The sequence below is a fragment of the Pseudomonas sp. Pseusp49 genome (assembly GCF_059491875.1).
This window is the reverse complement of sequence record NZ_CP168514.1, coordinates 2127756-2143892: the sequence shown is the minus strand read 5'-3', so window position 1 is coordinate 2143892 and position 16137 is coordinate 2127756. Positions and strand designations below refer to the sequence as shown.

Below are 16137 nucleotides of genomic sequence, written 5' to 3'. Positions count from 1 at the left end.
GTGAACGATCCGTCAACTGCACTCAGATATTGAGTAGCTCAAGCAAAACAATCGAGACATCCACACCCATTACCTGATGTAGCGAGGGAGAATATGTCTTATCAAAAGACACACTCAAGCCATGTTAATAATCGTCCGGGTACGAACAGCGCGGAAAATATTTAGGCAATTAGTAGAAAAAAGTCTCGCCACTCAATAAAGTGTGATCGCTCTCACAGTATTTGTGTTCTTACTGGATTCAGCACCTTGGCCTGAATGATGGCACGTAGTGGGCCAAACAGTGGCAAAAGGACATAAAAACAAATCGCCATCGTTTCAAAATAGTGGCACAATTCCATATTGCCACCATCTAAGGACGCTATTTCACTAGTTCAGCCCGCCGAGAAAATCAACTAAAAGCTTGAAAAGCTTAACTATTGTTAGAAAACTCGGGAGCCACGTCTAAAATTGGCGTAAATGTTACCAATTGTCAGTCACAGATGAGAACCGGTGCTTTAACATCCCGATGTCAGCACCTATTCGAGTCAATGCATGATGCTTACAGGGAACTTAGCGACTAGAAGCCCGCGCCAGACTAACGATGAACCCGGAGTTCTCACTCTGGGTCGTACCCGTGGCGTGGCTGAACATTTTAGAGCGCTAGTCGCAAGGCATGTGCGGACCGATATGGCACTAGAGGCCAACGCCTACACTAGTTCATTCAAGAACAATGAACGCTCTGGTTCGTACCGCGCCATCTTCATCATCATCGACTGCCCCCAGGCCCTCGAGGAAAGCCTCGCGCTAGTGGAAAACCTGCGCACCGGCAACTTGAAACCCATCATTTGCGCAGTCATCACGGGCCGAGGCAGCTACAACAAGATCAAGTACTATCTTGCGGGGGCCGACTACTGTATCAAGTTCAATACCCTTTCCGATGAAAGCTCCGAGTTACTCGCTGAGTTCTTCAACAGTGAAGAATGGCAAAGAGACATCAATTTGATATTGGACCCCACCCGTATTTGTCTACTGGGCACCAGCAAGAAGCTGGACATTTCCTTTGCAGAAATGAAGATCCTGGAAGCCTTTGCGCAAACCAGTAACCACATACTAAGCCACGATGAAATCGCCAACATCATGGGGCTCAACACCAACTTTTATGACCCAAGGGCGCTGGAAAAATCGATCAGTCGCCTTCGTGGAAAAATCAAGGACATGTATGGCACAAACGCCATCCAGAGCATCCGGGGGCATGGCTACCGGTTGATGAGGGGGCTGATCTCGACCCCCTGATACACAGCAGGGATGGCGCTTTAATATCAATTCAACAGGCGATACTCCTCAACGATACAAAGGTCTCGACTTCATCGTTTTTTTTGTATTTCATACTGACGGCACTTATCGATTCAATCACCGAGGCAACATCGGACCATAACAATAAGAGTTTATTCTGCAGCTGTAGATCGAGTGGAACCTATCGAGGGCCAATTTGGGCCCAGACCCTGCCTTTCGATTACTTCCGAGGGAGTCTTTACTCCCCTGCCGATCATCTTTTCGCCAAATTTGGTGTGTACTTCAGGAGAGAGACATGGAAACTAGTACAACCCTCCCAAGGAAATACTTTGTCGTCGTGACCCACAGCACTACGTCGCAGCGTGAACTTGAGACCATCCTGTCCAGTGAGCGCTTCAACTCGTTTGGCACCTCTCAGGCACAAATGTTTGTTGAAGGTGTTGCTTCGCCCTCTTCCGCTCCCGTGCTGATGGAATTCAGCTACCCAAACGTTTCAAGGAAGAACGTCGCGCGCAGTATCGAACATGATACACAGCGACTATTGGCCACCCTGGAATCCGAATGGCTGGCAGCGCAATCGACGAATCCATTCCACAGCCTGCCGGCAACTGCCGGGGTAGCCAACGATATCTCGCAATCAATCGAAGGCGACACTCCTTACAGCGAAGCCTGGCAACTCGACAAGGACCAGAGCGTATTGGCAAAAGAGGGCGTCGAGATCAGCTTGACCGGATTGGAAGCCGCGCTGGTGAAGAAGATGCTGCACCATGAAGAGCGCGTCGTCAGTCGCGACGAATTGATCCTCAGCATCGGCAGGGAGCCGGAGCAGTATCGCGGCCTGGAAATGTGCCTGAGTCGGTTGCAAGATAAATTCAAATTGGCCAGTAACGGTGAACGACTGTTTCGCGCAGTCCGAAATCGCGGCTATTGCCTGATCCAGGAAGTCGTGGCGTAGGCACCTCGAACTTTATCAATTAAAACAAACAGAAACAGTGCGACTACAACAATAAAAAAAGCACTCTGTTTGGTTTCAACCTCCGCGCTGGCAAGACTCTCTTATCCCCACCCCTCCTACAATACCAAAGCCCCCTCTAATTATTCACCTACTTCCCTTCGACCTTTTCTAACGCTCGAACTTTTCTAAAATTTTGCTAGTTGGCACTTTGCCATCTTGTTAGAACTTGTCAGACAGTATCTCCGCCAATAACTTAGTCTATTGACTGACGACAGTTCGGCATATCGACGTTGTTACCTCAGGACACTCGCTCCAACAACAATAACAAGTCTACTTAACAACTCGGATTTCAACTGTCGAAACCTGAATGGACGTCTTTTGGGGATATGGTATGGATCTTACTCTTGGTATCAATCGAAACACTGGCCTCAAGGGACTTACCTTTTGGGGACAATGGGCGCTGGCACAGGGCTTTGTAGTTTCTCTGTTGTTCATACTTGCTGAACGGCACACCGGATCGGTCGAGTTCTATTACCGAATGTGCGCAACGCTCGCCGTCCTGGCCTCGGTTCCGGCTTATACGTTCAGCGGTGTGTACCGCAAAAGAGACAATTATCTGTCAGGGCTCGGGCGCCTGTTCATGGGCTGGTCCATGACGATGGCGGCGCTGGCCTGCATCGCGTTTATCTGCAAGGCCGATGAGTTGTTTTCCCGCCAAGTCATCCTCGGTTGGGCGGTGTACGGCTTCCTCGGACAGGCGTTGCTGTATGCACCGCTGCATGCGTTTTCGAAGTTCTACCAGCGGTCACGCAAAAGCGAGCATAAAACCCTGATCGTCGGCACCGGTGAACTGGCACTGGGATTGGCGAACAAGCTGAGCGACCTCGAGAACCTGCCATTGGTGGGCCTGGTCAGCAACGGCACCCTTCCCTCCCTGGAACCCGGCGCACCCCGCATCGTCGGCGCCCAGGAAGACCTGCTGGAACTGATCAAGACCCATGACATCCGTCGCTTGTACATCACGCTGCCCCTCTCGGAAGCGGCACAAATCGAAGCCATGTACGTCGATTTGCTGGATGCCAACGTTGACGTGGTCTGGGTGCCGGACTTGAACAGCCTGACGCTGCTCAATCACTCGGTGAAAGTCGTGGACGGCTTGCCGGCGATCTACCTGAATGAAAGTCCGCTGACCAGCCGGCCCACTGCCGCGCTGAGTAAAAGCCTGGCGGAAAAAAGCGTGGCCCTGCTGGCCATTATCCTGCTGAGCCCGGTGTTGCTGCTCATTGCACTGGCCGTAAAACTCAATTCGCCCGGCCCGGTGTTCTTCAAGCAGGACCGCCATGGCTGGAACGGCAAGGTGATCCAGGTGTGGAAGTTCCGCTCCATGCGGGTGCACGACGATCATGAGGTCAAGCAGGCCAGCCGTAACGACTCGCGCATCACCGCCGTCGGACGCTTCATCCGTCGCACCTCGCTGGACGAGTTGCCGCAACTGTTCAACGTGCTGCAAGGACACATGGCCCTGGTCGGCCCACGCCCACACGCCATCGCGCACAACAACTACTACTCAGGGAAAATTCTCGCCTACATGGCACGCCATCGAATCAAACCGGGCATTACCGGCCTGGCGCAAATCAATGGTTGCCGTGGCGAGACGGACACCATCGACAAGATGCAGAAGCGTGTCGAGATCGACCTCAAGTACATCAACAACTGGTCGTTGTGGCTGGACTTGAAGATTCTGGTGAAGACGCCGTTCACCTTGTTGTCGAAAGACATCTACTGATGGTCTAGGGCTACACAAGGCAACACCGCAAGGGGACGCAAGTCCCCTTTTTCGTGGCTATGATTCGGGGGTTGGGCGGCTACGCGGATCTGCGGTCCACCAAAAGCCCCCCCTGTGGGAGCCTGCTCGCGAAAGCGTCGTGTCAGCCAACATCAATGCTGGATGTGCCGACACCATCGCGAGCAGGCTCGCTCCCACAGGGGATTGGCGGTGTGCCTGGATATACGGGTCGCCAAGTAACTACTGTGGGAGCGGGCTTGCCCGCGATAGCGTCGGATCAGCCAACATGGATGCTGGATGTGCCGACGCCATCGCGAGCAAGCTCGCTCCCACAGGGGATTGGCGGTGTGCCTGGATCTACGGGTCGCCAAGTAACTACTGTGGGAGCGTGGCTTGCCCGCGATGGCGTCGGGTCAGCCAACATGAATGCTGGATGTGCCGACGCCATCGCGAGCAAGCTCGCTCCCACAGGGGATTGGCGGTGTGCCTGGATATACGGGTCGCCAAGTAACTACTGTGGGAGCGTGGCTTGCCCGCGATGGCGTCGGGTCAGCCAACATGGATGCTGGATGTGCCGACGCCTTCGCGAGCAAGCTCGCTTGTATGGTAGGACTTGAAGGGAGGAGGAGGGACAAGGCTCGATTCTGACTGTTGACGCAGTACAGACCGTGGGAGATATCGCCCCTCCTCCTTTCACCCAAGCGCCGATAAAGAATGCATCTGGCTAGACCGACGATAGGAACAAGCCTGCGCCTCTGGGTGAGCCCTTCAAGTGCTCAAACCTTATCCCGGAGGAAATCCTGTGGCAATGCCGGTCTCTCTATCAAAACCGATCGTGGGTGTGGATGTCGCCAAGAATGAACTGGTGATTTATCAGTCTGATGGTGATTTTCTTGAAGAGATTGCCAACACCAAAACATCCATCAAGCAGTGGCTGAAGGCGTTGTCGGGGACGGTGGCTATTGCCATTGAGGCGACCAACATCTACCACCTGGACTTCGCTGATCTGGCCTATGAGGCCGGTTGCACGATTTACATGGTGGGAGGCTATGAACTCAAACATTATCGCGAAGGCGTGAAAATCCGCGCCAAAACCGACGCGCTGGATGCCAAGCTACTGGCTCGTTACCTGAAGAACGAAGCCGAGGAGTTGCGTCCTTGGACCCCGCCCTCACCGCTGTACCGCCAGCTCCTGAGCCTTTTCCGCCGTCGCGCAGCCTTGGTCCAGGCCAGGGTCGGCCTGGTGCAGAGCTGGTCGAATGAGCCGCTGCTCAAGGCGGCTTTTGCCGAGCAAGTGAAGTCCATGCAGCAGCTTGAGACGCTGATCGAAAAGACGATCAACGATCAGCTCAAAGAAGCCGGTTTGCTCGGTCAATTGAAGCGCTGCCTGAAAGTTGAGGGTATTGGTTTTTTGACTGGGGCCCGCTTGATAACCGCATTTCAGCGAGGGGATTTTAGAAACGCGGATGCATTTATCGCCTTCCTGGGCATGGATTTACGGGTGGCGAAATCAGGACAGAAAGACGCTCGCCGCAGTTTGACCAAGCGCGGTGACCCCGAGGCCCGCCGACTTCTGCACAATGCAGCGATGTCGGCTAGCCGTACGAAAGCCTGGAAAGGGTATTACGAAGAACAAAGAACTCGGGGGTTCAGCACCACTCAGGCGTTGGTGATGCTGGCTCGCAAGCTTGCTCGGGTGGTATTCGCCTTGCTGAAAGGGCAAAGCGAATATCAACCAAAAAGCCAGTTGAGGGCTTTCCCTCAACCATAGAATCTCCCACAGGTTACTCGGTGATCTTCTCGAAGTTGCGATAGAACATGTCGTCGTCGCGGCTGTCGGTCATGGAGTGCAGCTGGAAGCTGCGATTGAGCCGTGCACCGCCGTCCCGGGTCAGTGGCGACCAGACGAGGTTGGCGCGGCGCATGGTCGACATGCTCATCAGTTCGTCGAACGGAATGGACAGGTAGATGCCTTTGTCGAAACTACCTTCGCCGTATTCAGCGCCGGTGGCGGTGGTGATCGTTGCCCAGGCGCCAAACCGTACGCCGTTGGAAAACTCCCGCGAGATATCCAGTGTGCCGCCCCAGTCACCCGCCAGGTACCGCCCGACACTGACAGCGGCCAGCGTATCGTAGGGCAAGTCGGTGTAGCCGGTGATGTGGCCGGTCACCACGGAATAATCACGCAAGCCAAACCCCTGGTCGAACTCCCGCTGGCGGACGTAGTTCAGGTCCGCGCCCACCGACCAGCGCTCGCCGGTCGGACGGAACAGCACCTCGCCCCCGACGCCGGCAAACATCGACTCCAGGTAGCCACCGTAGACCATGCCATACAGGTCCTTGTCCAACTGCTCGGCATGGCTGACCTGGAACAACGGCATGGTGACATCGGACGTGGTCATGTACTGGCGCAAGTCCGTGCGCACGCGGGGCAAGCCACTGGGTGCGTCATAGGTGAACTTGTCGAAGTTGTTGATCAGGTTGGCACTGAGCAAGCCACTCCACCAGGTGTTGCGGTTGAAGCGGTACTCGGCGTCCGCGTCGGCGCTGAACTGATAGAGCAAGCCATCGGGGCCGCCCACGTTCTGCTTGAAGCCCAGCCCGACACCATAAGCGAATGGCTGCATCGCTTCGGTGTAGAGAGTTTTCTCGTTGTGCGGCATCGCCGGGTTGATCTCGGTGGTGCGGTGCAGCGATTGCAGCGGCTCCTCATTGTTGATCACTTCGCGGAAGGTTTGCCGAGGCACGCTGGTTTCTTCCAGCGGCAGGCCGTAGCGCTTGTTCACCACGGTGAACCAGTCGATATCGTCGTTGACGCTGTTGTCCAGAATCCGGCTCGCGCGGCCTACGGCCTTGGCCGAATGGAAGTAGCGCTGCTGCTCGCCGTACACGAACAATTCGGAATCGCGCTGGCTGATGCGCTCGACCTTGTACCCGGCATTTTGCTGCAGGCGCCGGGACACATCGGCCCAATCGACCTGATCCATCCCGGTGTTCGGCGCCTTCGCCGGCAAGGGTTCAGCCGGCGGGTCGAACGTTTTGGCCGGCGCCTTGCGGCTGGCGAAGTTGGTGTGAAAGGTGACGCCGAACATCGCCGTATTGCCGCGCTCCCAGGCCGCGCTGACGTCGATCGAGTCAGTCAGCTTGAACACCGCGCCAAGGTTGATCGGCGTGTCCTGCTTGATCACGTTGTCCTTCGGCTCGTGCTTGTAATCGTTGCCTTCGTATTCGAGTTTCAGGCTGAGCCGATCCCAAGGTGTCTGGTAGCTCACGCCACCGAAAAAGGAAGGGCTACCGCGAAAATAGGCCCCGGCGTTGACATCACCGGTGCCTTCGTTGTTCGGCCGGGTCTTGAATCGATCACCGAGGTAGCCCAGCGGGTTTTCGAAATCGCCGCGGTTGCCCAGGTAGCCCCAGGCAATGCCTGCGCTGAAATCAAAATTGTCGTAGCGCTTGTTGGCCACCACGAACTCACTGGAGAACAGGCCTGTACCGCCGATGTCCCGAAAGCCCAAGGCCACCTCGGGCGCCCAATGGGTTTCTTCCCACAGGCGGGCCTTGAGGTCGACCGCCTTGTCCTTGTAGCTCTGGTTGCCGCTCAACGATTCGGGGCCATAGGGGCGGTTGGTAATCGCGGTGTAGCGAAATGAACCCTCCAGCCACTCAAGTGGCTGAAGTGAAACGCTGTAGCGACTGTAGGGGTCGGTGCGGTTGGCATTCAGGCTCAACTCACCGGCCGGCGCCATCCGCGCCGTCGGCGTCTGCAACAAGCCCGCGCCACCGAAATCATTCTGGGTAATGCGTGGTTCTGCATAAGCCAGACCACACGGCAATAACAATACGGCTGCAAAACGTAAATTCAACGAACCACCTCAGCCAGCTGCGTGGCAATAAATTCGGCCAACTGCTGATTCAGTTCAGGGACAGGCGGATCAAGGTCATCGGTTTTGACCGGGACCAGAATCTTGCTGCCGGCGACAGGTATCTGCCCGCTCTCGCGATTCCAGTGCGCAATGCCGACGCGCCGGGTGACGCCGTTGGGCTGGATCAACCACAGGTAATCGGCGTCCGCATCGACCAGCGGCGTGCAACCCTGCAGGTAATCGCGGGCCTCTTGCAGTGGCTGATAGGTCAACCGGCACGACTCGGCGACAGCGCCGAGCACCTCGACTTCGTCGACCCGCAACGGGTAGATGAGGCGGTCGCCGTCGTCCAGGCGGATGTTGCGGGCAAACCCGACTTCCACGGCGACCGGGTCCAGAACCGCTACCTGGCGCCCGGTGACCGGCATGCGCCGGACTTGCTCGGCCAAGCGCACCGCCAGGGCAGCCCGGCTCGGCCTGTCGAAAAGCACAGCCATGCGCTGCAACACGTCCAGATCGAACAGCACCCCGGCCTTGAGCCGGGCCTGTTGCTCGACGAGGGACTGACGCAGCAATACGCCCGCCAACCAGTAACTCTCGGCATTGGGCTGGGCCACGCTGATCACGTCCAGCAACCGCCCGCCCGCCGGCAGGTCGACCGGCCCCGGGTGGGCCACGTCACCGGTGACGGTGACCGCTGCATGGCTGACACTGGTGAGCAACAGCAGGCACGCCGATAGAGCCCTGACCCGCTTCACCGGGCATGCCTGCGGTCAGGGGTCAGTTGCACGATCTTGACCCGCAACTGCGAGGTCAGTTGCTGCTCACTCTGCACAATGAAACCGTCAACGGGGTCGACCCAGTAACGATTGGTCGCACGCAGGCCGATGGCCGGCGCGTCAATCTGCTCATCGACACGTAGCACGGCGTATTCCTTGTTGAGGATTTCCAGGGTTTCCACGGATTTGCGCGAGAAGCGACTGTTCAAGGTCACCCCGACTTCCTGGCCCTGGTAGAGATCGATCCAGCGCTGGCTGGTGTAGCCATCGGGCACGTTGTGGAGGCCAAGCTTGAAGGGCGAGACGTCGGCAAGGCGCGTCCCGTCCAGATCGCCGCCCAGGCCCAGGCCGATGCTGCGCACTGCCAGGCCATCGCGCATGAGCAGAACCTGTTTGCCCGACGCGACCCAGAACTGCAGGTCGTCGCGCTCACGCACCAGCGCCAGCACGCCGGAACCGGACGGTGTGGTCAGCTTGAGCTGGGGATAGCGGACATCCGCCACCTGGGCCGCCGTCACGTCCAGCTCATCGGGCCCTGACACCGCCGATTTGAGGTTGGTCAACGAAGCGACCATCAGCGGGTTACAGCCACACAACACCAAGGCCGCTATCAAGCAGACGCCAACTTTCAACGTTCTCACGATCGGACCCGGCCTTAATTGCTGTTGCTGCTGACTTCACTCATGTTCTTCGCCGCGGAAGCGCCCGTTCCGACAATCGATGCCGACGGCACCAACTGGCTGATGAAGCGATTCCAGCGAGTCACGTTGGCAGGACCTACGTAGACGACGTCCTGGGGACGTACTTCAAAGTGCGTGGCCAGCGCCATGGCGGTCGGTGATTCGGCTTGCAACTGGTAGACCTTCGCCGGTTCCACATCGAGGTTTTCAACACCCCTGATCACGTACACGGCGTTACCGTTGGAGGTGGTCTGACTCAAGCCGCCGACCGAGCCCAGCACATCGGACAGGTTCATGGTGGCGGTCTTGAAGCTCAGTGCGCGCGGCTGGTTGACCTCCCCCATGACGTAGATGCGCTTCTTGTCGTTGTACGGCAGATACAACTGGTCGCCACCCTTGAGGTAGACGTTCTGCAACTCGGAATCCGACTGATTGAGCGTATCGAGATTGAGCGTATAGACCCGCCCGTTTCGCGTCAGCAACAGACCGGACAGGTCGGCGCTCGCCGTATCGATACCGGCGGAACCGAGGGCCTCGACCACACTGAGCGGGTTGGTGGAAATCGCTTGCGGACCAGCCTTCGAAACGGCGCCCGTCACCACGACTTTCTGGCTGGAAAAGCGCAACACGGCGACATCCACTTGCGGCTCCGCGATGAAGGCAGACAGTCTGGCTTCGATGTCCGCCCGCAGTTGCTGGACGGTTTTACCGGCCGCCTGGACCTCTTTGATAAACGGGTAGTAGAGCGTGCCATCGGCACGCACCAGGCGACCGTTGGCGTCAATCTGCTGTTGCGCGCCGGAGGGGGCCGTCAGCTCCGGGTGATCCCAGACCGTGATGTACAGGACATCGTTGCTGCCGATGCGGTACTCGGCCGGGGCCGCCAACAATTCCGCCGGCACGGACTCACGCTTTTGCGTGGCCCTGTTCATGGAGATGAGCTTGGGTGTGATCGGAATGAGCTCGACCCGGCTGCTCTCACTGGCGCCCTGGCGCGTGATATCACTGGTGCTCAGGTATTGGCCGGGGGAAAACATGCAACCTTGTAAAGCGATGCTTGCCAACATTAAAAGAGAAAAACTACGAGTCATAATGGCACTACGCTATTCAAGGGCGAATCTAAAAACAAAGTCACCCGATTTGCATCGGGCGACCTTGTACTGCACCAACAGCTGTTTCAGTTAGTTGTGCGTGCCGGTTGTACCCGTGGTACCTGTCGTACCCGTGGTACCGCCGTTCGCACTTCCACCACTGTTGGACGCCGCTACAGCACTGGCAACCATTGCAGTACTGGCTGCAGTGGCTTGAGTCGCCGCCACGTTACCCAATACATTGGTCGCAGTTGTAAGCGGCGCTTCTACCGCGGACGCCCAGTTGCTTAACATCGTCAACAGGGCAATTGCCATCGCTTTCTTCATATCAACTCCTTTCTAACATTCAACCTGATAGAAATCGGGCATTACGTTAGAGGTGGTAGAGTTCAAGCCCGCAAAAATGCGAACAAGATCCGTTGTTCTTTCACAGTCTTACCCAACTGATAAAAGTCGAACGGCAGGTTTATATCTACGGACTTGCAAAAGGCATGGCCAGTGTATTTTCCCGACGATATCTAACAACCTGACCGGAAATAACATTAGGCTAAAACGCCATCATCCCAGGTAGCCCTTGGGGTGATTCGATTGCCAGCGCCAGGTATCGATGACCATGTCCTGCAAGTTGCGCGTAGCCTTCCAGCCCAGCTCCTTCTGCGCCTTGGAAGGGTCGGCCCAGCTCTCGGCGATATCACCCGAGCGACGCGGCATCATCCGATAGGGCACCGGCTGGCCACATGCCTGCTCAAACGCCCGCAGGACTTGCAACACGCTGTAGCCATCGCCCGTGCCCAGGTTCCAGGTATGGATGCCGGTGCGCCCGGCGATCGACTGCAAGGCCTTCAGGTGCCCGTCCGCCAGGTCCACGACGTGGATGTAGTCGCGTACCCCGGTACCGTCGACCGTGGGGTAATCGTTGCCGAAGATCGACAACTCCTGCAGGCTGCCCACCGCCACCTGGCTGATGTAGGGCACCAGGTTGTTCGGAATGCCACTCGGGTCTTCGCCCAGATGGCCGCTGTCATGCGCGCCGATCGGGTTGAAGTAACGCAACAGCGCGATGCTCCAGCGCGGTTCGGCCAGGCTCAGGTCGCGCAGTACATTTTCGACGATAAGCTTGGATTGACCGTAGGGATTGGTGGGGTTGCCCGTGGGGAAATCCTCGCGGATCGGCATCTGCTCCGGCTCGCCGTATACCGTGGCCGATGAACTGAACACCAGGCGAAACACCCCGGCTGCGGCCATCGCCTGACACAGGGTGATGCTGCCGCTGACGTTGGTCTCGTAATACTCAAGCGGCTTGCGCACGCTCTCGCCCACGGCCTTGAGACCGGCAAAGTGCAGGACGGCATCGATGGCGTGCTGCTGGAAAATCCGGTCCAGCAAGGCCCGGTCGCACACATCACCGCGAATCATCAGCGCACTCTTGCCGCAAATGGCTTCCACCGCGTGCAATGCCGCGTCGCTGCTGTTGCAAAGATTATCCAGCACAACAACTTCATAGCCTGCCTCAAGCAGCGCGAGCGTGGTGTGCGAACCGATATATCCAGCTCCACCCGTTACCAGAATTTTCATAGCGCGGTCCATAGTGGGAAAAGTGCGAAGTTGCGTGTCAAGCCCCTCTTGTTAAAGTTGTGTGCTGAACCACACAAACAAGAGCGACAACAACCCAAAACAAAATTAGTTCAACGACTGGCAATAAATATTTTTTCAGGCCAAACTGTATTGCGGAATACTTATTAGCATTCCGACGCACTCACCACTATCAACAGATACCGACTAAAAATAACTAACAACTATCAACCCGACATCTCATAACATTGTCGCGTTATCCGCACATTGCTATTTGCCACTAGTGGCCAGTCTCAGGTATTAAAGTAAGCCTTCAATAATCATTGAAACTTGCAATCACTCGTTATTGCGCGCACCCGTTGGCTGTGTTCCATGACTGTCCAGGATACTTTTATGATTCGTAAATGTTTGTTCCCCGCTGCCGGCTATGGCACTCGTTTCTTGCCGGCAACCAAAGCCATGCCCAAGGAAATGCTGCCGATCGTCAACAAGCCATTGATCGAGTACGCCGTCGAAGAAGCACGGGACGCCGGCCTGCAACACATGGCGATCGTCACCGGGCGGGGCAAGCGCGCGCTGGAAGACCACTTCGACATCAGCTATGAGCTGGAGCACCAGATTCGCGGCACCGAGAAAGAGAAGTTCCTGGCCGGAACCCGCGAGCTGATCGACACATGCACCTTTTCCTACACCCGCCAGGTGGAAATGAAGGGCCTGGGCCACGCGATTCTCAGTGGTCGTCCGTTGATCGGCGACGAACCCTTCGCCGTGGTACTGGCCGATGACCTGTGCCTGAACCTGGAAGGTGATGGCGTGCTCACGCAAATGATCGAGCTGTACAAAAAATTCCGCTGCTCGATCGTGGCCATCCAGGAAGTCCCCCGCGACCAGACCCACAAGTACGGCGTGATTGCCGGCGAGCCGATCTCCGACGGGATCTACCGGGTCAACAACATGGTGGAAAAACCGGCCCCGCAGGACGCCCCGTCGAACCTGGCGATCATCGGCCGCTACATTCTGACGCCGGATATCTTCGACCTGATCGCCGACACCGAACCGGGTAAAGGCGGAGAAATCCAGATCACCGACGCGCTGATGAAACAGGCGCAGAACGGTTGTGTGCTGGCCTACAAGTTCAAGGGTTTGCGCTTCGATTGCGGCGACGCCGAGGGTTACCTGCAGGCGACCAACTTCTGCTACGAAAACGTTTACTTGAAGGGCCGCTAAGACGGCCCCAACCCCCGACGCCCACTCTTCATTCAGGCAGGCCAACCATGAACATTGCACAACTCTCGGCATACATTGAAATGGAGGTGGGCAACCTCGGGGTGATGTCCTCGTTATCGCGCCATCAGCGGTTGCCGAGCGCCAACGAATCCTGGCTCGGCCCCACTCTGCTGGTGGAGCGCATCGGTATGTTTCCCTCTTCCGGAGACATCCGCCGGCCGATGCTCGACCCCTATCCCCTCCTCGCTCACCTGAAAAGGCTTTACCGCGGGCAGGCGCTGGAAATCGACGACCGAGATGGACTGAAAGTGATATTCAGCGACTGGCGGTTCCGGGTGCGCATTTGCTGCAACGACCCGGCCATCATCATCAACGTGGAAACCCGTTGTGCGACGCAACTGATGCCGCTTAAAACCGCAGAGCTGCTAAGTCACCTGGAAACATTCGAATAGTCACAGCCCCCTGTAGGAGCTGCCGCAGGCTGCGATCTTTTGATCTTGATCCTTAAAATCAAAAGATCGCAGCCTGCGGCAGCTCCTACATCAAGCCGGCGACATTCAAAAAGGTCGAATTGTTGCAACGCCCCCACCCGGAGACATTCGAAAAAACCGAAAACTGTCGCAGCTCCTGTAGGAGCTGCCGCAGGCTGCGATCTTTTGATCTTGATCTTTAAAAACAAAATCAAAAGATCGCAGCCTTCGGCAGCTCCTACATCACGCCGGCATCGCAGCTGTCCTGCCCGCCCGCAATCCAGCGATAGAAGTAATCGGCAATCACCCGCCCACCCGTGGCCGGAACCGGATGAATCTTGTCCGGGCCGATCATGGTGGCGGCATAGCGCTTGAAATCGGCGCCGAACGCGCACTGCAGATTGGCGTAACCGAGGTGTTCCTTGCGTGCCCAGGGTTCCAGGACTTGCGCATAGGCCGACATCGGGTAAGCACTGGAACGCGTGGTGTCCTGACGCAAGATCAGGTTGATGCTCGCCGCCGGTTGAATCTCGCGGACCATCCCCACCAAGCCCTGGATGTTCTTCAGGTACTGCTCGGGTTTCACGCCAAAACCCTGGTCGTTACCGCCCAGCATGATCAGGTAGATGTCGGCGGGAATCTTCGATACCACCGTCTTCCACTGCGCCTGCCAGCGGCCATCGCTGTGGTAGAAGTCAGCGGACGCCGCGCCGGACGCCGCCAGTTTGGACACCCTCACGCCGCCCTGTTCGTTGCTCATCCACAGGCCAAAGAGCGTTGGCGCGCCTTTCACCACTTCCAGCCGGAACGCCCAGTCTTTCGCTGCCGATGTGCCTGGCAGTGATACCTCCTGAACCCCTGAACCTGCGAGCGTCAATGGCTGCCAGGATTGCGACGGTGCCCAGCGGTAGCGAACCACATTGGGTTCGCCATTGCCGAGGTAGAGCAATTTCGCCTGGGTGACAGCCGTGTCGATGGTCGGTGTCGGATCGGCATCGATCTCCAGCCAGGCGCCGGGCCGACCGGTGAGGGTGCGACTGTCGGGGCTGGCCTGGCCAAGGGCGGACACTTGCCAGTCACCGCCGAAGTACTTCTCACTGCTGCGGGTGTATTTGAAGTGCGTGCCGCCAAGTGCCGCGCCGTGGTTGAAGCCGACATAGCCGGGACCGGCGAAGCCCGTCTCCCCGACCAGCCGCTGCACCAGTTTGTTCAGATAGAAATCCTGCCCGGCGCTGTAGCTGTCGCCGATCACCGAGATGGACAGGACCTTCCCACCCTTCCCTTCGCGCCACTGGCCGAACCGTTCGCGAGCGTCGCCGACCTCGACCACTGACGCCGCAACAGGCTGGACGTCATCAACTGCCAACATGCATCGCTTCCTTCACTCGGACACTCATCAGGTCTGGGGCACCGGGGCGACGTTTGCCGGCGGTTTTTTCGCCGCCGCACGCTCACCCAGGAACAGCACGGAGGTGAAGTTGAATCGACTGAACACCATCGATAGCACCACCGGCCCCAGCAAGCCACACGCCAGGCCTCCGAGCACCAGAAGGCTTTCGTCCTTCACGCCCAAGCGCCCCAGGACAAACCGCGAAGTGGCGGCAAACAGCACATGGAACAAGAAGATCGCATAGGAATACCCGCCGAGCCAGGTCAGCCACTTCGAGCGCATGTCACTCGACAGCAACGCAATGCAGGACACGCAACCCACGGTCAAACCGATCAGGCTGCGGCGGTCGACGATCAACTCGCGATCAATCGCCGCCACGTACAACAGCGTCAGCGAGATCAACACAAACACCAACGGCCCGATCACCTTGAACCGTTGCTTCAACCCATCGACATTTTCCTGGCCAATCATCCCCGCCACAAAAAACGGTAGCAGGTAGATCGCGCCGTTGATGCCGAACGCATCGAACTTGAACGGCGGTAGCAAGAACAGCACCGCCGCAAAGGCAAACAGCAGATACAGGCGCGTCGCCGAACGCAGCAAACCACGCCACTCCAACAGGCCGACGAACATGAAAATGATGAACACCGCCTGCAAGAACCAGAAGTGGTTGATCGGCACCCAGAACGACAACAACGCATCGATCACGCCGACGTCCTTGTTCACGCCCGGGCCAACCGCCTGCAGTACGGAGAACGGCACGCCGACGCAAAACAGCGGCACGATCAGACGCCGGACCTTGCCGCTGAAGAACGCCGAAAAGTCATTCCCACGGATTTTGTAGATGGAATAGATGTAGCCGGAAATGAAGGTGAACAGCGGCATGCGCACGTACACCATCGAGTCGGCGATCACCCGGAACGGCGAGCCCAGGTCTATTTTCAAGCCGCCGCCCAACGGGCCGATGACGTGATAGAGCACCAGCAGCAGGCACGCCAGGCCGCGCAGGGTTTCAATCTCCAGGGACTTTTTCTTGCTCGACATAAAGCACC

The 16137-nt window shown here is 57.4% G+C and carries 14 protein-coding genes; 6 read left to right on the top strand and 8 right to left on the bottom strand.

Annotation, left to right across the window (positions count from 1 at the left end):
* Positions 1 to 531: 531 nt before the first annotated feature.
* The 4 genes from ACEN83_RS09560 (at position 532) to ACEN83_RS09545 (ending at position 5784) form a co-directional block, all read left to right on the top strand.
* Positions 532 to 1272, top strand: a complete 741-nt coding sequence (locus ACEN83_RS09560) for a winged helix-turn-helix domain-containing protein (protein ID WP_495580103.1) — start codon at positions 532 to 534, stop codon at positions 1270 to 1272.
* A gap of 295 nt (positions 1273 to 1567) precedes the next feature.
* Positions 1568 to 2227, top strand: a complete 660-nt coding sequence (locus tag ACEN83_RS09555; RefSeq protein WP_495580102.1) for a winged helix-turn-helix domain-containing protein — start codon at positions 1568 to 1570, stop codon at positions 2225 to 2227.
* Positions 2228 to 2618: 391 nt separating this feature from the next.
* The gene (locus ACEN83_RS09550) at positions 2619 to 4013 is read left to right on the top strand and encodes an undecaprenyl-phosphate glucose phosphotransferase (RefSeq protein ID WP_116582074.1); all 1395 of its coding nucleotides are present in this window, start codon (positions 2619 to 2621) and stop codon (positions 4011 to 4013) included.
* 808 nt (positions 4014 to 4821) lie between these two features.
* Positions 4822 to 5784, top strand: coding sequence for an IS110 family RNA-guided transposase (locus ACEN83_RS09545; protein ID WP_495580838.1), 963 nt, complete (start codon positions 4822 to 4824; stop codon positions 5782 to 5784).
* A gap of 13 nt (positions 5785 to 5797) precedes the next feature.
* On the opposite strand, the gene ACEN83_RS09540 is transcribed toward ACEN83_RS09545, so the two are convergent.
* From ACEN83_RS09540 to galE, 6 genes are all read right to left on the bottom strand, one after another.
* Positions 5798 to 7876, bottom strand: coding sequence for a YjbH domain-containing protein (locus ACEN83_RS09540; RefSeq protein WP_495580101.1), 2079 nt, complete (start codon positions 7874 to 7876; stop codon positions 5798 to 5800).
* Positions 7873 to 8634 carry a capsule biosynthesis GfcC family protein gene (locus tag ACEN83_RS09535; RefSeq protein ID WP_495580100.1) on the bottom strand — a complete coding sequence of 254 codons (762 nt, stop codon included), beginning with the start codon at positions 8632 to 8634 and terminating at the stop codon, positions 7873 to 7875. Before ACEN83_RS09535 ends, ACEN83_RS09540 begins: the two co-directional genes overlap by 4 nt.
* Entirely contained in the window at positions 8631 to 9296 is a 666-nt protein-coding gene (locus ACEN83_RS09530; protein ID WP_495580099.1) for a YjbF family lipoprotein, read from the bottom strand. Before ACEN83_RS09530 ends, ACEN83_RS09535 begins: the two co-directional genes overlap by 4 nt.
* Positions 9297 to 9310: 14 nt before the next feature.
* A complete protein-coding gene (locus ACEN83_RS09525; protein ID WP_420832634.1) occupies positions 9311 to 10426 on the bottom strand; it encodes a polysaccharide biosynthesis/export family protein in 1116 nt (371 codons plus the stop codon).
* Positions 10427 to 10516: 90 nt separating this feature from the next.
* On the bottom strand, positions 10517 to 10753 hold the full coding sequence (locus ACEN83_RS09520) for a hypothetical protein (RefSeq protein WP_102698709.1): 237 nt from the start codon (positions 10751 to 10753) through the stop codon (positions 10517 to 10519).
* A gap of 231 nt (positions 10754 to 10984) precedes the next feature.
* The gene (gene galE / locus ACEN83_RS09515) at positions 10985 to 12001 is read right to left on the bottom strand and encodes a UDP-glucose 4-epimerase GalE (RefSeq protein WP_102698710.1); all 1017 of its coding nucleotides are present in this window, start codon (positions 11999 to 12001) and stop codon (positions 10985 to 10987) included.
* A gap of 390 nt (positions 12002 to 12391) precedes the next feature.
* Here galE and galU point away from each other — a divergent pair, with 390 nt between their 5' ends.
* The gene (gene galU / locus ACEN83_RS09510) at positions 12392 to 13225 is read left to right on the top strand and encodes a UTP--glucose-1-phosphate uridylyltransferase GalU (RefSeq protein ID WP_102698711.1); all 834 of its coding nucleotides are present in this window, start codon (positions 12392 to 12394) and stop codon (positions 13223 to 13225) included.
* Positions 13226 to 13272: 47 nt separating this feature from the next.
* Entirely contained in the window at positions 13273 to 13677 is a 405-nt protein-coding gene (locus tag ACEN83_RS09505) for a mannose-1-phosphate guanylyltransferase (protein ID WP_116582080.1), read from the top strand.
* Positions 13678 to 13933: 256 nt separating this feature from the next.
* On the opposite strand, the gene ACEN83_RS09500 is transcribed toward ACEN83_RS09505, so the two are convergent.
* Complete coding sequence (locus tag ACEN83_RS09500) at positions 13934 to 15064, bottom strand: SGNH/GDSL hydrolase family protein (protein WP_495580098.1); 1131 nt, start codon at positions 15062 to 15064, stop codon at positions 13934 to 13936.
* 27 nt (positions 15065 to 15091) lie between these two features.
* Complete coding sequence (locus ACEN83_RS09495; RefSeq protein WP_495580097.1) at positions 15092 to 16129, bottom strand: acyltransferase family protein; 1038 nt, start codon at positions 16127 to 16129, stop codon at positions 15092 to 15094.
* Positions 16130 to 16137: the final 8 nt, after the last annotated feature.